Genomic DNA, 15329 nt, shown 5'->3' on the forward strand with positions numbered 1-15329 from the left:
CCATCGCCGCACACTGCCTCATTGCGAGCGAGCGAAGCAATCCAAAATCTTGCCACGGAAAGATTCTGGATCCCCCAAAGCAAACGGGCACGCCTTCCTGCGAAGGCATGCCCGCTTGAAACCCTATTCGTGCGACGCGCGCGTGCTCAGTGCACGCTCACCGCTTGCAGCTCGTTGCTCCAGGCGTTGGCGATTGCGGCTTCGCGGCTGTCGGTCAGCATGATCGGCGTGCCGTCGGCGGCGTGGAGCGCGAAGAGCTTGAGGCCCGGCGCGATCTTCGGCGCTTCGGGAAACAGGCCCGGCACATCCTCAGAGCGGATCTGCTTCACATAGGCGATATGGCCTTCGCCGAGGGTTGCCAGCGTTTCCGGCGAGACGTTCTTGGCTTCGTATTCGAACGCAACGTGACCTTCACTCATGGTCTCGACTCCTCTCTCGAAACTAAGCGGTCGAGTCCGCTACTCGTTCCATTATTCGTGCTCATTGATAGCGATTGTCTTAACGATCCTCTCCGGTTCCGGCCGGGCAAGATCGATCGCCAGCAATCCGTTCTTCAGATCCGCACCCAGCACCAGCATCCCCTCCGCCAGCACGAAAGTGCGCTGGAAGTGGCGCGCGGCGATGCCGCGATGGATGTATTGCCGGGTCTTGTCGTCCTGCTGCCGCCCGCGAATGACGAGCTGGTTTTCCTCAATGGTTACATCGAGTTGGTCGCGGGTGAATCCGGCGACCGCCAGCGTGATCCGCAGACGCTCGGGCTGGCCCTCCGACCGGTCGCACCTCTCGATATTGTAGGGAGGGTAACCGTCGGCGCCTTTGACAACCCGATCGAGCACGCGCTCGATCTCGTCGAAGCCCAGAAGGAAGGGACTGGAAAGCATGGGAACACGAGACATAGTTTACAAAGTCCTCTCGAAGCGACTTTGGTGCATCAGGGCCCGTACAGGCACCCCTTGATCAGCAATATGGGCATATCCGCGTGTGGGTTCAAGGACGTAGCCGGGGCTGTGGACTGGCAGCTCACCCGCAAAAGCTGACTTGTCGCCATGGCGCGAAACGCCTGCCACAAGCCGGCCCGACGAAATTGCGGTGTGATTTTTCTCAACAAAAACAAACCCCCTTCTACTGTGCATGGGGTTGTTTTCGCGTTTTTTAATCGACGGCCCAGCGGAACCCGATCAGGCCTCGATCCGCGTCCGCCCATCGCCGCTGAACAGATGCAGCTTTTGGCGCATTGCTGCGACGCGGATCTTCTCGCCGATCGGAGGCGCCTCTGAGCCGGGAATGCGGACGATGACCTCGCCGGGCGGCAGTTCGCCGGGGTTGGCGGCGATGCGCTGCTCGTCCTGAGCCCGCGTGCCGTAAACGAAGGTTTCAGCGCCGACGCGCTCGATCGCTTCCACGGTGAGCGGAAGGGCGACGCCGCCGGCCGGGCTCTGGTCGGTGATGACGAAATCCTCCGGGCGAATGCCGAGGATGCCGGCGTCGGTGCTGCCGAGCTGCGACTTGATCTCGTCGGCGCGAATCGACATCAGATTCATCGGTGGCGCGCCGATGAAGGAGGCGACGAAAGTCGTCGCCGGCTTCTCGTAGATCGCCAAGGGATTGCCGACCTGCTCGACCTGGCCGCCATTCATCACCACGAGAATGTCGGCGAGCGTCATCGCCTCGAGCTGGTCGTGGGTGACGTAGATCGACGTGGTGTTGAGCCGGCGCTGCAATTTGCGGATCTCGACCCGCATCGCGATGCGGAGTTTGGCGTCAAGATTGGAGAGCGGCTCGTCGAACAGAAACACCTTCGGCTGGCGCACGATGGCGCGGCCCATGGCGACGCGCTGGCGCTGGCCGCCGGAGAGCTGGCGCGGCTTGCGCTCCAGCATCGAGGTGAGCTCGAGCACGCGGGCGGCTTCGTCGACGCGGGTCTTGACCTCGGCCTCCTTCATGCCGCGGTTGCGCAGGCCGTAAGCCATGTTGTTGAAGACGCTCATATGCGGATAGAGCGCGTAGTTCTGGAACACCATCGCGATGTCGCGGTCGGCGGGCTCGATCTGGTTGACGATGCGGCCGCCGATGTCGATCTCGCCGCCGGTGACGGTTTCGAGGCCTGCGACCATGCGCAGCAATGTCGACTTGCCGCAGCCGGAGGGCCCGACCAGCACGCAGAACTGGCCGTCGCCGACATCGACGTTGACGCCCTTGATGGCCTCGAAGCCGCCGGGATAGGTTTTGCGGACGTTGCGCAGGGTGACGTTAGCCATGGGATTTACTTTTCCGTCTCCACGAGTCCGCGCACGAACAGTTTCTGCATCACGACGACGACGAACACCGGCGGCAGCATCGCGAGCACGGCCGTCGCCATCACGATCGGCCATTCGGTCAGCGCGTCGGTGGTGGTGATCATCTTGCGGATGCCGACCTGGATGGTCTGCATGTCGTCGCGGGTGGTGATCAGCAGCGGCCAGAGATATTGATTCCAGCCGAGGATGAAGAGGATCACGAACAGCGCCGCCATGTTGGTGCGCGACAGCGGCAGCAGCGTATCCCAGAAGAAGCGCAGGGGACCGGCGCCGTCGATGCGCGAGGCCTCCAGCAGCTCGTCCGGCACCGTCATGAAGAACTGGCGAAACAGCAGCGTCGCGGTGGCGGAGGCGATCAGCGGCAGTGACAGGCCCGCATAGCTGTCGAGCATGTGCAGATCGGCGACGATCTTGTAGGTCGGATAGATGCGCACCTCGACCGGCAGCATCAGCGTGATGAAGATGATCCAGAAGATCGGCATCCGGAAGGGAAAGCGGAAATAGACGATCGCGTAGGCCGAGATGATCGAGATCGCGATCTTGCCGACCGCGATCAGCAGCGCCATCACCAGCGAGTTCAGCATCATGTTGCCGACGGGCTCGCGGGTCGATCCGCTCGTGCCGACGAAAATGGTCTGGTAGTAGACCTCGAAGAAATGGCCGCCCGGCAGCAGCGACATTTGCCCGTTGGCGATCAGCGCGTTGTCCTGGGTCGAGGCGACGAACGCGATGTAGACGGGGAAGGCGACGACCGCGATCCCGATCCAGAGGATGATGTGGGCGATGTTGCGCCGGAAGCCCTCTTCCTCGACCATCAGTAGGTCACCTTGCGTTCGACGAACCGGAACTGGATTCCGGTGAGCACGATGACCATGACCATCAGGATCACCGACTGCGCCGCCGAGCTGCCGAGATTGCCGCCGAGCAGGCCGTCGGAATAGACCTTGTAGACCAGCGTGACCGTCGACGTTCCGGGGCCGCCGCGGGTCATCGTGTCGATGATGCCGAACGTGTCGAAGAAGGCGTAGACGATGTTGACCACCAGCAGGAAGAAGATGGTCGGCGACAGCAACGGGAAGGTCACGGTCCAGAACCGCCGCATCGGACGGGCGCCGTCGATCGCGGCGGCCTCGAACACGCTCTTTGGGATCGCTTGCAGGCCGGCGAGGAAGAACAGGAAATTATAGGAGATCTGCTTCCACGCGGCGGCGAGGATGATCAGCGCCGCGGCCTGGTCGCCGTCGAGCAGCGGATTCCAGTCGACGCCCATATTGCGCAGATAGCGCGAGAGCACGCCGAGCGAGGGATGCAGCATGAAGATCCAGAGCACGCCGACCACGGGCGGTGCCACCGCATAGGGCCAGATCAGGAGCGTGCGGTAGAGCATCGAGCCACGCAGCGGCTTGTCCGCCATCACGGCGAGCAGCAGCGCAAAGGACAGCGACGAGACGGCGATGGCGAACGAGAACAAGAAGGTCCGGACGATCGCCTCGAAATAGGCTGCGTCCTTGAACAGCTCGACGTAATTCTCGAACCAGACAAAGGTGGTCGACAGACCGAACGCATCCTGGAGCAGGAAGGACTGGATCACCGCCTGCAGGGCCGGCCAATAGAAGAAAATCAGGACGATCGCGAGCTGCGGCGCAACCAGCGCGTACGGTAACAGTCTTGACTGGAAGATGGCTTGCTTTTGCATGATGCCAGCAGAGCGGCAGGCCGGGTCGCGGCCTGCCGCTCATTGCCTCACTTGACGGCGGTCTTTTCGAACTGCCGCAGCATCGTGTTGCCGCGCTCGACGGCGGCATCGAGCGCCTGCTTGGCGCTCTTCTTGCCGGCCAGCGCTTGCTCAATCTCTTCCGACCAGACGTCACGCAGCTGCACCATGTTGCCGAGGCGCAGACCGCGCGAATTCTCGGTCGGCTCCTTGTTGGTCAGCTCGAGCAGCGGGGTCTCGAGATAGGGCTGATCCTTGTAGAAGCCTTCTTCCTTCGCCTTGGCGTAGGCCGCCTTGGTGATCGGCAGGTAGCCGGAGGCCTTGTGGATGTAGACCTGGCGATCGGTGTCGGAGAGGAAGGTCAGGAATTTCGCGACGCCCTTGTATTCCTCGGCCGACTTGCCGCCCATCACCCACAGCGAAGCGCCGCCGATGATCGAGTTCTGCGGTGCGCCCTTGACGTCGGGATAATACGGCATCGGCACGGCGGTGAAGTTGAACTTGGCCTGCGCCTTGACGTTGCCGAAGAAGGCCGACGAGGTCAGGTAGATCGGGCACTCGCCCGAAGTGAAGCGGCCTTCGCCGGTGTTGGTGCGGCCGGCGTAGTCATAGGTCTTGGTCTTCTGCAGCTCGACCAGGGTTTCGAGATGCTTGACCTGAAGCGGTCCGTTGAACTCGAGCACGGTGTCGAAGCCGTCGAGGCCGTTGGCCTTGCTGGCGAGCGGCACGTTGTGCCACGCCGAGAGCTGCTCGAGATTGACCCAGGTGATCCAGGAGCCCGAGAAGCCGCAGGTGTCATGACCGGCAGCCTTCAGCTTCTTGGCGGCCTCGAACGTTTCGGGCCAGGTCTTCGGGATCTCTACGTTCGCCTTCTTCAGCTCGTCGAGGTTCACCCACATCACGGTCGAGGACGAGTTGAAAGGGAAGGACAGCATCTCGCCCTTCGACGTCGAATAATAACCGGTGATGGCGGGCAGGTAGATCTTGGGGTCGAACTTCTCGCCGGCGTCGGCCATCAGCTTGTAGACGGGCTTCACGGCGCCGGTCGCGGCCATCATGGTCGCGGTGCCGACTTCGAACACCTGCATGATGTGCGGGGCGTTGCCGGCGCGGAACGCCGCGATGCCGGCGTTCATCGTATCGGGATAGTTGCCCTTGTAGGTCGGGATCACCTTGTAGTCGCTCTGCGACGCGTTGAAGTCGGTGGCGAGCTTGACGATGACGTCGTTGTTGGCGCCGGTCATCGCGTGCCACCACTGGATTTCGGTCACGGCCAAGGCCGGCGAGGCCGATAGTCCAACCGTGAGTGCAATAGCGGCAGCCGCTCCAAAATGTCGAAGAGCCATCAAGTAAACCTCCCTTGGGCCGTCAAAAATGATCGCTTGCGCTAGCAGCGCCATATGACGTTCACATGACTGTGTAAGCGGCCGAAACGAAAGCGGCAAGCGCTGGAAAAGGGAAGCCGTCAAATAGGCGAATGCCGCGCGCGCAGCGTCCTCCGTTCGCGGTGCACAGAGCGCCCGCACCGCACTGCGGCATTGCCGTGGGATGTGGAAGGCGAGGGCGCTAGCGCTTGCGCTCGGGGCCGCAGACAGTGCCCTGCTCGACCATCGCGTCGATCTCGGACCTGGAGTAGCCGAATTCGCCCAGGACCTCGGCGGCGTGCTCGCTGAATTTCGGCGGCAGGCGCCGCAGGCTCGGCTTGCTGCGGTCGAGCCGGATCGGCGACGCCACGCCCTTGTACCAATCCTTCTCGATAATATCGCCGCGCGCGATCGTGTGCGGGTTGGTCAATGCCTGGTCGATCTTCTGCACGGGGCCGGCGGGCAGGCCCGCGGCGAGCAGGCGATTGCACAGCGGCTCGGCCTCGTGCTGGCTGAACACGGCGGCAAGCTCGGCCCGCAGCGCCTCGCGATTGCCGATGCGATCCTTGTTGCGCGCAAAGCGCGGATCGGTGCCGAGCTCGGGCTTGCCGATCTCCTTGGCGAGCTTGCGGAAGGTGCCGTCATTGCCGACGCCGATGAAGATGTCGTCGGTCTTGGTCGGGAAGATCGCATAGGGCACGAGGTTGGGATGCTCGTTGCCGGTGAGCGACGGCGGCTTGCCATGCATGAAATAATTCGCGGTGTGCGGATGCATGATGGCGAGACCGGTCTCGTACAGCGTGGTCTCCAGGAACTGGCCCTGGCCCGAGCGCTGCCGCTCCGACAGCGCCATCAAGATGCCGATCGCCGCATAGAGGCCGGTGCCGATGTCGACCAGCGGCACGCCGATCCGCATCGGTCCGCTCTCGGGCGAGCCGGTCGCCGCGATCATGCCGGTCATGGCCTGGATGATGGCGTCATAGCCGGGATTGCCGCCGCGCGGGCCGTCGGCGCCGAAGCCGCAGATCCGGCAATGCACGAGGCGCGGAAATTTCTCGCGTAACACCTCGTTGCCGATGCCCCATTTCTCCAGCGTGCCCGGCTTGAAGTTCTCGATCAGGACGTCGGCGCTCTCCAGCATCTTGAGCAGCACGGTCCGGCCGCCCTCGGAGGCGAGGTCGAGGCCGATCGAGCGCTTGTTGCGGTTGATGCCGATGAAATAGGCCGCGTCTTCCTCGTGGAAGGGAGGGCCCCAGTCGCGTACCTCGTCGCCTGCGGGCGGCTCGACCTTGATCACGTCGGCGCCATGGTCGGCGAGGATCTGGGTGCAATAGGGGCCGCCGAGCACGCGCGTCAGATCGATGACGCGCAGGCCGCTCATTGCACCCATGGCAGCTCCAGAACTGGCGGCTTCAGTCATGCCTTCGCGTCCCCTGTGTCGGTATTGATCACAGGCCTAACGAGGTTCGTCCGAGCCGGCAATGGCTTCGCGCGTAGGGCGTCATGCAGGCCGCTCGCCGCAATCCCGCGGGATGGCAAATCAAGGGAGGCGGCCGGCCCGAGGGGTATCTCGGGCCAGCCGCTTCAGCTAACCGATCAGACGACCGTCAGACGGACGTCGACATTGCCGCGCGTCGCGTTGGAATACGGGCACACCTGGTGCGCCTTCTCGACCAGCGCCTCGGCTTCCGCGCGGGCGAGGCCCGGCAGCGAGACGGCAAGGTCGATGTCGAGACCGAAGCCGCCGGCCGCGCGCGGGCCGATGCCGACGGTCGAGGTCACGGAGGCGTCGGCCGGAACCTTGGGGCCGCCCTGCGAGGACACGAACTTCATCGCGCCGATGAAGCAGGCGGCATAGCCCGCAGCAAACAGCTGCTCGGGATTGTTGCCGGCGCCGCCTCCGCCGCCGAGCTCCTTCGGCGTGGTGAGCTTGACGTCGAGCGCGCCGTCGAGGGTCGCGGCATGGCCGTCGCGGCCGCCGGTGGCCTTTGCGCTGGTCTTGTAGAGGACGTTCACTGACATTTTTGTCTCCCTGTGTTTTCGGGGTGGGGGCGCCATCTTTATCGCAGGCAATTAGATTGCGCGCAATTGAAATTATAGCGTCTCACATTTAATTGTTCGCAATTGAATGTAGCGACGGCCGGCCCCAGAATGGAGCAAGTCCTGTGAGATTCTCGATGCCCCGGAAACATTCGGCAGCGGACGCGCCGCTGCGCCTCGACAACCAGATCTGCTTCGCGGTCTATTCCGCCGCGCATGCGTTCAACCGCGTCTACAAGCCGCTGCTGGACCGGCTCGGCCTGACCTATCCGCAATATCTGGTGATGCTGGTGCTGTGGGAGCGCGACGACGTGCCGGTCAAGAGCATCGGCGAAAAGCTGCACCTGGATTCGGGCACGCTGACACCGCTGCTCAAGCGGCTCGAGGCGGCCCACCTCGTCAAGCGCACGCGCTCGAGCGAGGACGAGCGTCAGGTGCTGATCGCGTTGACGCCGCAGGGCCAGGCCTTGAAGGACAAGGCGCGGGCCGTGCCGCAATCGATTCTGGCGGCATCGGACTGCTCGGTCTCGGAGCTTGTCGCGATGAAGGACGAGATTGTGGCGTTGCGCGATCGGTTGAATGCGGTGATCGGGGAGTAGGGTTAGAGGTGCGCTCTTAGGACAGCCGCTTCTTTGTGAAGGCTCGGCCGGAGTGAGACTTCAGGTAGGCTTCAAAAGCGAGCGCTTTGTGCTTGTCAGGGAAGGCGCAGTACCAGATCAGCTTCCAAGGCTTGAACTTGGCAGTGTGGGTGGATTTGCCAGCATTGTGCTCTGGAAACCGGCGCTTCAGATCTTCCGTAGCCCCAACGTATTCCTGCTCGGGAAATTCGATGCTGCGGAGGATGTAGACGTACCACATTGACGATTATCGCCCGGGCAGCCGCTGCGTGGGAGTCTCACCAGTCCGTCTTCGCCCTTCGGGCTTCGCCGGACACCACGCTTCGCCCTTCGAGCTCCGCGCGGCTGCGCCACGCGTAGCCCGAAGGGCGAAGCGTGGTGGAGCCAGGCGGGATCGAACCGCCGACCTCTTGCATGCCATGCAAGCGCTCTCCCAGCTGAGCTATGGCCCCTTAACCGTCCGACGCGCCTTGGGCGACGCGTCGGGAAAGACCCAGAACCACAGTTCTGGAATTATCTCAAGTCTCTTCGTCACCGCCGACATCACCAATGATGTCGGTGACGTCCTCATCGCCTTCTTCGTCGTCGGCGATAAAGGTCGAATCATCGTCGTCATCGTCCTCGATAGTTTCATCGACTTCGATGTCGTCCTCGGATTCGGGCACGACGGCCTTGACCTTGCCGGTGTTCTCCTCGGCATCGGCCTCCTCGAGCGAGACCTCCTCGACCTCCGCCGGCTCTGGCGTGGCGTCGGCGGCAGCGGCTGCGTGACGGGCTTCGGCACCGCGGGGTGCGCGAGCCGGCGCGATGGGCGCGATCGGCACGACTTCACCGGTATAGGGCGAGATCACCGGATTCTTGTTGAGGTCATAGAACTTTTTGCCCGTGGTCGGGCAAATACGTTTAGTTCCGAGTTCGGACTTGGCCACGGCAGAGGAATCCTGGAAATGTCTGAAAAGCGGTGCTTCACTTGGCTAGTTGGCGGCCCGCTGTCAATAGCGCATTGCGGGAGAACGACATGCCCGTGACGGCGGGGAGACCATGTGGTACCTGCCCCGCGAGTCCCACAGGGACGTTTCGGGCCTACCCAAGGACACAAACTTGACCGATTCCGACAAGCCGACGCCGCTCCAGTCGCGCGCCAGCGGTCCCCTGACCGGGAAAGTAAGGGTGCCCGGAGACAAGTCGATCTCCCACCGTGCCCTCATCCTCGGCGCGCTCGCGGTCGGAGAGACGCGGATTTCGGGCCTCCTGGAGGGCGAGGACGTCCTTAACACCGCCAAATCCATGCAGGCGCTCGGCGCCGGGGTCGAGCGTACCGGAGATTTCGCCTGGAAGGTGAACGGCGTGGGTGTCGCAGGCTTCGCGGAGCCCAAAGCGCCGCTGGATTTCGGCAACTCCGGCACCGGCTGCCGGCTCGTCATGGGCGCCGTCGCCGGCTGTCCGATCTCCGCGGTTTTCGACGGCGATGCCTCACTGCGCAGCCGGCCCATGCGCCGGATCCTGGATCCCCTGGAAAAGATGGGCGCGAAGGTCGTCTCCGGCGGCGCGGGCGGCCGTCTGCCGCTGACCGTCCAGGGTGCGCGCGATCCGCTGCCGATCACCTACAAGACGCCTGTGGCCTCGGCCCAGATCAAATCCGCCGTGCTGCTCGCGGGCCTGGCCGCGCCGGGCGCCACGACCGTCATCGAGACCGAGGCCAGTCGCGACCACACCGAACTGATGCTCAAGCATTTCGGCGCCGAGATCACCTCAGTGCAAGAAGGTCAGCACGGCCGCCGTATCACGCTCGTGGGGCAGCCGGAGCTGCATGGCGCCAATGTCGTCGTGCCCGCCGATCCCTCGTCGGCGGCGTTCCCTATCGTTGCTGCGCTGATCGTCGAAGGCTCCGAAATCGTCCTGTCCGACGTCATGACCAATCCGCTGCGCACCGGTCTTTTCACCACGCTGCGCGAAATGGGTGCCTCGATCGAGGAAAGCGAAGTTCGTGGCGACGCTGGCGAGCCGATGGCAAAGCTGCGGGTACGCGCCTCGAAATTGCGCGGTGTCGAGGTGCCGCCGGAGCGTGCACCGTCGATGATCGACGAATATCTGGTGCTGGCGGTGGCGGCCGCCTTTGCCGAGGGCACGACCATCATGCGCGGCCTCCAGGAGCTGCGCGTGAAGGAATCCGACCGTTTGGAGGCCACCGCCGCCATGCTCCGCGTCAACGGTGTCAAGGTCGAGGTCTGCGGCGACGATTTGATCGTCGAAGGCCGCGGCCACGTTCCCGGCGGCGGCGTGGTGGCCACCCACATGGATCATCGCATCGCGATGTCCGCGCTGGTGATGGGCTGCGCCTCCGATCAGCCGGTAACCGTCGATGACACCGCCTTCATCGCCACCAGTTTTCCGGATTTCATCCCGATGATGCGTTCGCTTGGGGCCGATTTTTCATGATCATTGCCATCGACGGGCCCGCGGCGTCGGGCAAGGGCACCCTCGGCAAGCGCCTTGCCCACCATTACGGCTACCGTCACCTTGATACCGGCGTAATCTATCGCGCGGTGGCCTATTCCCTGATGCAGTCCGGTCATGATCTCCGGGACGAGGCGGCGGCGGTCGCTGCGGCGCTGGAACTCGATCCCGAAAAGTTCGGCAATCCCGCCCTGAAGACCCAGAAGGCCGGCGAGGGCGCCTCGATCGTCTCGGCGATCCCCAAGGTGCGCGAGGCCCTCATCAACTTTCAGCGGCAATTCGCCGCCGATCCGCCCGGCGCCGTGCTCGATGGGCGCGATATTGGAACCGTGATCTGCCCCCATGCCGACGTGAAGATCTTCGTCGTCGCCGACCCCAAGGTCCGTGCCCGCCGCCGGACCATGGAGGCCAAGGCGCGGGGCGAGGAGGCGGACGAGGCGGCCGTGCTCGCCGATATCATCCAGCGCGACGAGCGCGACAAGAACCGGGCGATCGCCCCCCTGAAGCCGGCTCCGGATGCTTACTTGCTAGATAACTCCCAACTGGATATAGAAGGCGGCGTCCGGGCCGCCATCGACATTATCGAGGCCGTCCGAGCGGGCCGGTCGCGGGGTTAAGCCGCTGCCGTCATTGGAGGAAGCGCCCGCTCCCGCTCTTTGAGGTCGATACTCTCGGTCCCTGCTCGGGGCCGACGCGATCCAGGTTCCGGACAAAAGATTTCCACGTATCGAACGCGCGGGCCTCAGCCGGCCCGCTTCCGCTGTTCCGCCCTCCAGGTCGGAGCAGCGAGCGGTCGCTCGAAGGTTCTGCGGACCTTCCGACACTGCGCGTACGGTGCGCCCAAGAACCCAACGGCCGGCATGACATCCGCAACTGGAGAACAAATGGCTTCGACTTCTGCTGATACCTATAGCCCGTCGCGCGACGATTTCGCCGCGATGCTCGACGAGTCCTTCGCAGGCGGCAACCTGCAGGAAAGCTCAGTCATCAAGGGCAAGGTTGTTGCAATCGAAAAGGACATGGCCGTCATCGACGTCGGCCTGAAGACGGAGGGCCGCGTTGCCCTGCGCGAATTTTCCGGCCCCGGCCGTGACAGCGAGCTCAAGGTCGGCGACGAGGTGGAAGTGTTCCTCGATCGGATCGAGAACGCCCTCGGCGAAGCCGTGCTGTCGCGTGACAAGGCGCGCCGCGAAGAGAGCTGGGGCAAGCTCGAGAAGGCCTTCCAGAACAACGAGAAGGTCAACGGCGTCATCTTCAACCAGGTCAAGGGCGGCTTCACCGTCGACCTCGACGGTGCCGTGGCCTTCCTGCCGCGTTCGCAGGTCGACATCCGTCCGATCCGCGACGTTGCGCCGCTGATGAACAACTCGCAGCCGTTCCAGATCCTCAAGATGGACCGCCGCCGCGGCAACATCGTCGTGTCCCGCCGCACGGTTCTCGAAGAGACCCGCGCCGAGCAGCGTCAGGAGCTGGTGCAGAACCTCGAAGAGGGTCAGGTCATCGACGGCGTGGTCAAGAACATCACCGATTACGGTGCGTTCGTTGATCTCGGCGGCATCGACGGTCTGCTGCACGTCACCGACATCGCGTGGCGCCGCGTCAACCACCCGACCGAGGTGCTCTCGATCGGCCAGACCGTGAAGGTCAAGATCATCAAGATCAACCACGAGACGCACCGCATCTCGCTGGGCATGAAGCAGCTGTTGGACGATCCGTGGCAGGGCATCGAAGCCAAGTACCCGCTGGGTGCCCGCTTCACCGGTCGCGTCACCAACATCACCGACTACGGCGCGTTCGTCGAGCTCGAGCCGGGCATCGAAGGCCTGATCCACGTCTCCGAGATGTCGTGGACCAAGAAGAACATGCACCCCGGCAAGATCGTTTCGACCTCGCAGGAAGTCGAAGTGCAGGTGCTGGAAGTCGATTCCGTCAAGCGCCGCATCTCGCTCGGCCTCAAGCAGACCATGCGCAACCCGTGGGAGGTCTTCGTCGAAGGTCACCCGACCGGTTCGACGGTCGAGGGCGAGGTCAAGAACAAGACCGAATTCGGTTTGTTCCTGGGCCTCGAGGGCGACGTCGACGGCATGGTCCATCTCTCCGACCTCGACTGGAAGCAGCCGGGCGAGCAGGTGATCGACAACTACAAGAAGGGCGACATGGTGAAGGCCGTGGTGCTCGATGTGGACGTCGAGAAGGAGCGCATTTCTCTTGGAATCAAACAGCTTGAAGGCGACCCCTTCGCCGAGCCGGGCGATGTCAAGAAGGGCGCGGTCGTGACCTGCGAAGTGATCGAAGTGAAGGAGAGCGGCATCGAGGTGAAGATCACCGGTACCGACTTCACCACGTTCGTGAAGCGCTCGGAGCTCGCTCGTGACCGCAACGATCAGCGCGCCGAACGCTTCGCCGTCGGCGAGAAGGTCGATGCCCGCGTGATCCAGTTCGACAAGAAGGCCCGCAAGGTCCAGGTGTCGATCAAGGCGCTCGAAGTCGCCGAAGAGAAGGAAGCCATCGCGCAGTACGGCTCTTCCGATTCGGGAGCAACGCTCGGCGACATCCTCGGCACCGCGCTCAAGAACCGCGACACCAAGTAAGCGAAACGCAGGTTTCACTGCATCAAAGCCCCGGCGCGAGCCGGGGCTTTTTTGTAGTGAGGTCGTCGCCCGGATGGGGCGAAGTGAAATCCGGGAAAGCCTCTCCGTGAGGCGAGAACCCCGGATTACGCTTGCGCTCCATCCGGGCTACGCGGCAGCCGGCCTTGTTTTCTTCTAATTGCGCCGCAATTGATGTATCCAGATAAGCCAATGGCGACGCTGCGACGGCACAACGCGCCTGGCCTTTCATTTGGAGATATTGAGATGTCACTCGATTCGGACATCATCGTCGATCGCCGCAGGATCCGCCGCAAGCTGACGTTCTGGCGCGTATTGGCCGCGCTGATCGCGATCGCGGCGATCGCAGGCTTCGCGCTGGTCGCGACGCCTGGTGCGCGCGGCACGTTCGCGTCCGCCGGCTCGATCGCGCGGGTCCAGATCGAGGGCCTGATCCGCAGCGATTCCGATCGCACCCAGGCGCTCGAGCGGCTGGAGAATTCGCAGGCCGCCGCCGTCATCGTTCACATCAATTCGCCGGGCGGCACCACCGCCGGCTCCGAGCAGCTCTATGATTCGCTTGTACGGTTGAAGGCAAAGAAGCCGCTCGTTGTCGTCGTCGAAGGCCTCGCCGCCTCCGGCGGCTACATCACCGCGATCGCCAGCGATCACATCATCGCCCAGCAGAGCTCGCTGGTCGGCTCGATCGGCGTGCTGTTCCAGTTTCCGAACGTCTCGGAGCTGTTGAAGACCGTCGGCGTCAAGGTCGAGGAGGTAAAGTCCACGCCGCTGAAGGCCGCGCCCAACGGTTTCGAGCCAACCAGCCCTGAGGCACGGGCGGCGCTCGATGCGTTGGTGAAGGATTCCTATGCCTGGTTCAAGGGATTGGTGAAGGAACGGCGTGGCATGGATGACACGCAGCTCGAGAAAGTGGTTGATGGCCGTGTCTTCACCGGACGCCAGGCCATCGATCTCAAGCTGATCGATCAGATCGGCGACGAGAAGACCGCCGTGACCTGGCTGGTCGAGCAGAAGGGCGTCAAGAAGGGGCTCTCCGTGCGCGATTACAAGCTGCAGCCGCGCTTCAGCGATCTGCCGTTCCTCAAGACGGCGGCCGCAGTAACGCTGGAAGCACTGGGTTTAGGCTCGATTGCGCATCAAATCGGACAAACCGGCGTCGCACAGGCGGTCGATCGGCTCGGAATGGATGGAATGCTCGCCTTGTGGCAGCCGGCGGCGTCGAACTGACCGGAACCGGGCGAGCCACAGAGGTTTTTCCCGTTCGGCGCGTGTAGGTCCAGCCCGCTTTTTCGGCATTTGTCACGTGTTTTCACGACGCTCAACCCTCATTTAGCGTCTTGACAGATCACGGTATTTTCACGGAAATGGTCGTCCGCACGCTCCCGGGTCCTATCTCTCGATGATCAAATCCGAACTTGTTCAGCGTATCGCCGAGCACAACCCGCATCTGTACCAGCGGGATGTCGAGAACATTGTGAATGCGATTCTCGAAGAGATCGTAGCGGCTCTCGCGCGCGGTGATCGCGTCGAGTTGCGCGGCTTCGGTGCCTTCTCGGTCAAGCATCGCCCTGCGCGCGCAGGGCGCAATCCGCGCACCGGCGCCCATGTGCCTGTCGATCAGAAGAGCGTTCCGTTCTTCAAGACCGGCAAGGAAATGCGCGAACGGCTGAATCGCGACCATCCGGATCCAGGCGCGCCAGACTGAGGTCCACCTCAGGGTTTCCCGCGGTCGCCAGTGATGCGGCCGCAACCTTGATTCAAGGCGAGCGAGCCGAGATGCGAAAATTCCTGAGCGCGCTGGTCGTGATTCCGCTGGGCCTGGTCCTGATGGTCTTTGCCGTCGCCAACCGGCATTTCGTCACGGTCTCGTTCGATCCCTTCGTTTCCAACGACCCGTCATTCTCGGCAACGCTGCCGCTGTTCCTGCTCCTGATCGTGGTGGCTGCGCTCGGGGTCCTCGTGGGCGGGTGTGCCGTCTGGTTCGGCCAGCGGCACTGGCGGCGTGCGGCGCGCCGGCATGACGCGGATGCCCGGGCCGCGCGAGGCGAGCTGGCTGATCTGCGGGCCCAGTCTGCCGCAGCAAGGCCTGAGTCCCAGCGCCTCCCCGTTCCCTCCGGTGTGGGGCTTTACGGGCCCGTCGGGCGAGACAAGCAGCGCGCGACGTTGTAGAAGCGGCCGCAACCGAAAAGCCCGTTTTCCGGCCGCGGACCCGCGGCCCTCCATTTGCTTTG

The 15329-nt window shown here is 63.5% G+C and carries 17 protein-coding genes and 1 tRNA gene; 7 read left to right on the forward strand and 11 right to left on the reverse strand.

The genetic code is table 11. The features are described from left to right. Positions 1 to 146: 146 nt before the first annotated feature. The 8 genes from IVB13_RS11340 to IVB13_RS11375 all read right to left on the reverse strand — a co-directional run bounded on the left by IVB13_RS11340 (position 147) and on the right by IVB13_RS11375 (position 7397). Positions 147 to 419 carry a DUF1150 domain-containing protein gene (locus tag IVB13_RS11340; protein WP_007598581.1) on the reverse strand — a complete coding sequence of 91 codons (273 nt, stop codon included), beginning with the start codon at positions 417 to 419 and terminating at the stop codon, positions 147 to 149. 51 nt (positions 420 to 470) lie between these two features. Beyond that, positions 471 to 896: an Hsp20 family protein gene (locus IVB13_RS11345; RefSeq protein ID WP_026233018.1), complete on the reverse strand. Its 426-nt coding sequence runs from the start codon at positions 894 to 896 to the stop codon at positions 471 to 473. A 282-nt stretch (positions 897 to 1178) separates the two neighbouring features. Further along, positions 1179 to 2258: a sn-glycerol-3-phosphate import ATP-binding protein UgpC gene (locus IVB13_RS11350; RefSeq protein WP_018455749.1), complete on the reverse strand. Its 1080-nt coding sequence runs from the start codon at positions 2256 to 2258 to the stop codon at positions 1179 to 1181. A gap of 5 nt (positions 2259 to 2263) precedes the next feature. Beyond that, a complete protein-coding gene (gene ugpE, locus IVB13_RS11355) occupies positions 2264 to 3112 on the reverse strand; it encodes a sn-glycerol-3-phosphate ABC transporter permease UgpE (protein ID WP_018455750.1) in 849 nt (282 codons plus the stop codon). Then, on the reverse strand, positions 3112 to 3993 hold the full coding sequence (gene ugpA / locus IVB13_RS11360; protein WP_018455751.1) for a sn-glycerol-3-phosphate ABC transporter permease UgpA: 882 nt from the start codon (positions 3991 to 3993) through the stop codon (positions 3112 to 3114). Before ugpA ends, ugpE begins: the two co-directional genes overlap by 1 nt. Positions 3994 to 4040: 47 nt before the next feature. Then, positions 4041 to 5357, reverse strand: coding sequence for a sn-glycerol-3-phosphate ABC transporter substrate-binding protein UgpB (gene ugpB, locus IVB13_RS11365; protein ID WP_247338287.1), 1317 nt, complete (start codon positions 5355 to 5357; stop codon positions 4041 to 4043). Positions 5358 to 5577: 220 nt separating this feature from the next. Continuing rightward, a complete protein-coding gene (locus tag IVB13_RS11370; protein WP_026233020.1) occupies positions 5578 to 6795 on the reverse strand; it encodes a CaiB/BaiF CoA-transferase family protein in 1218 nt (405 codons plus the stop codon). A gap of 176 nt (positions 6796 to 6971) precedes the next feature. Continuing rightward, complete coding sequence (locus IVB13_RS11375; RefSeq protein ID WP_007598424.1) at positions 6972 to 7397, reverse strand: organic hydroperoxide resistance protein; 426 nt, start codon at positions 7395 to 7397, stop codon at positions 6972 to 6974. Positions 7398 to 7552: 155 nt separating this feature from the next. Between IVB13_RS11375 and IVB13_RS11380 the strand changes: the two genes are divergently transcribed. Continuing rightward, complete coding sequence (locus IVB13_RS11380) at positions 7553 to 8014, forward strand: MarR family transcriptional regulator (RefSeq protein WP_018455754.1); 462 nt, start codon at positions 7553 to 7555, stop codon at positions 8012 to 8014. A 16-nt stretch (positions 8015 to 8030) separates the two neighbouring features. Here the strand turns inward: IVB13_RS11380 and IVB13_RS11385 are convergent, their stop codons facing one another. From IVB13_RS11385 to IVB13_RS11395, 3 genes are all read right to left on the reverse strand, one after another. Further along, complete coding sequence (locus tag IVB13_RS11385) at positions 8031 to 8273, reverse strand: GIY-YIG nuclease family protein (RefSeq protein WP_018455755.1); 243 nt, start codon at positions 8271 to 8273, stop codon at positions 8031 to 8033. 135 nt (positions 8274 to 8408) lie between these two features. After that, positions 8409 to 8484 (reverse strand) — tRNA-Ala (locus IVB13_RS11390). A 66-nt stretch (positions 8485 to 8550) separates the two neighbouring features. Next, the gene (locus tag IVB13_RS11395; RefSeq protein WP_007598417.1) at positions 8551 to 8961 is read right to left on the reverse strand and encodes a TIGR02300 family protein; all 411 of its coding nucleotides are present in this window, start codon (positions 8959 to 8961) and stop codon (positions 8551 to 8553) included. A gap of 172 nt (positions 8962 to 9133) precedes the next feature. On the opposite strand from IVB13_RS11395, the gene aroA reads away from it, so the two are divergent. The 6 genes from aroA (at position 9134) to IVB13_RS11425 (ending at position 15267) form a co-directional block, all read left to right on the forward strand. Continuing rightward, positions 9134 to 10471: a 3-phosphoshikimate 1-carboxyvinyltransferase gene (aroA, locus tag IVB13_RS11400; RefSeq protein WP_018455757.1), complete on the forward strand. Its 1338-nt coding sequence runs from the start codon at positions 9134 to 9136 to the stop codon at positions 10469 to 10471. Then, a complete protein-coding gene (gene cmk / locus IVB13_RS11405; protein ID WP_018455758.1) occupies positions 10468 to 11106 on the forward strand; it encodes a (d)CMP kinase in 639 nt (212 codons plus the stop codon). Before aroA ends, cmk begins: the two co-directional genes overlap by 4 nt. Positions 11107 to 11373: 267 nt before the next feature. Then, a complete protein-coding gene (gene rpsA / locus IVB13_RS11410; RefSeq protein WP_027566167.1) occupies positions 11374 to 13080 on the forward strand; it encodes a 30S ribosomal protein S1 in 1707 nt (568 codons plus the stop codon). A gap of 264 nt (positions 13081 to 13344) precedes the next feature. Continuing rightward, positions 13345 to 14325 carry a signal peptide peptidase SppA gene (gene sppA / locus IVB13_RS11415; protein WP_018455760.1) on the forward strand — a complete coding sequence of 327 codons (981 nt, stop codon included), beginning with the start codon at positions 13345 to 13347 and terminating at the stop codon, positions 14323 to 14325. 172 nt (positions 14326 to 14497) lie between these two features. Continuing rightward, positions 14498 to 14803: an integration host factor subunit beta gene (locus IVB13_RS11420; protein WP_007598410.1), complete on the forward strand. Its 306-nt coding sequence runs from the start codon at positions 14498 to 14500 to the stop codon at positions 14801 to 14803. Between the two features lie 71 nt (positions 14804 to 14874). Then, positions 14875 to 15267: a lipopolysaccharide assembly protein LapA domain-containing protein gene (locus IVB13_RS11425; RefSeq protein ID WP_204513028.1), complete on the forward strand. Its 393-nt coding sequence runs from the start codon at positions 14875 to 14877 to the stop codon at positions 15265 to 15267. Positions 15268 to 15329: the final 62 nt, after the last annotated feature.

Source organism: Bradyrhizobium sp. 17, from assembly GCF_023073515.1.
GTDB classification, from domain to species: Bacteria; Pseudomonadota; Alphaproteobacteria; order Rhizobiales; family Xanthobacteraceae; genus Bradyrhizobium; species Bradyrhizobium canariense_D.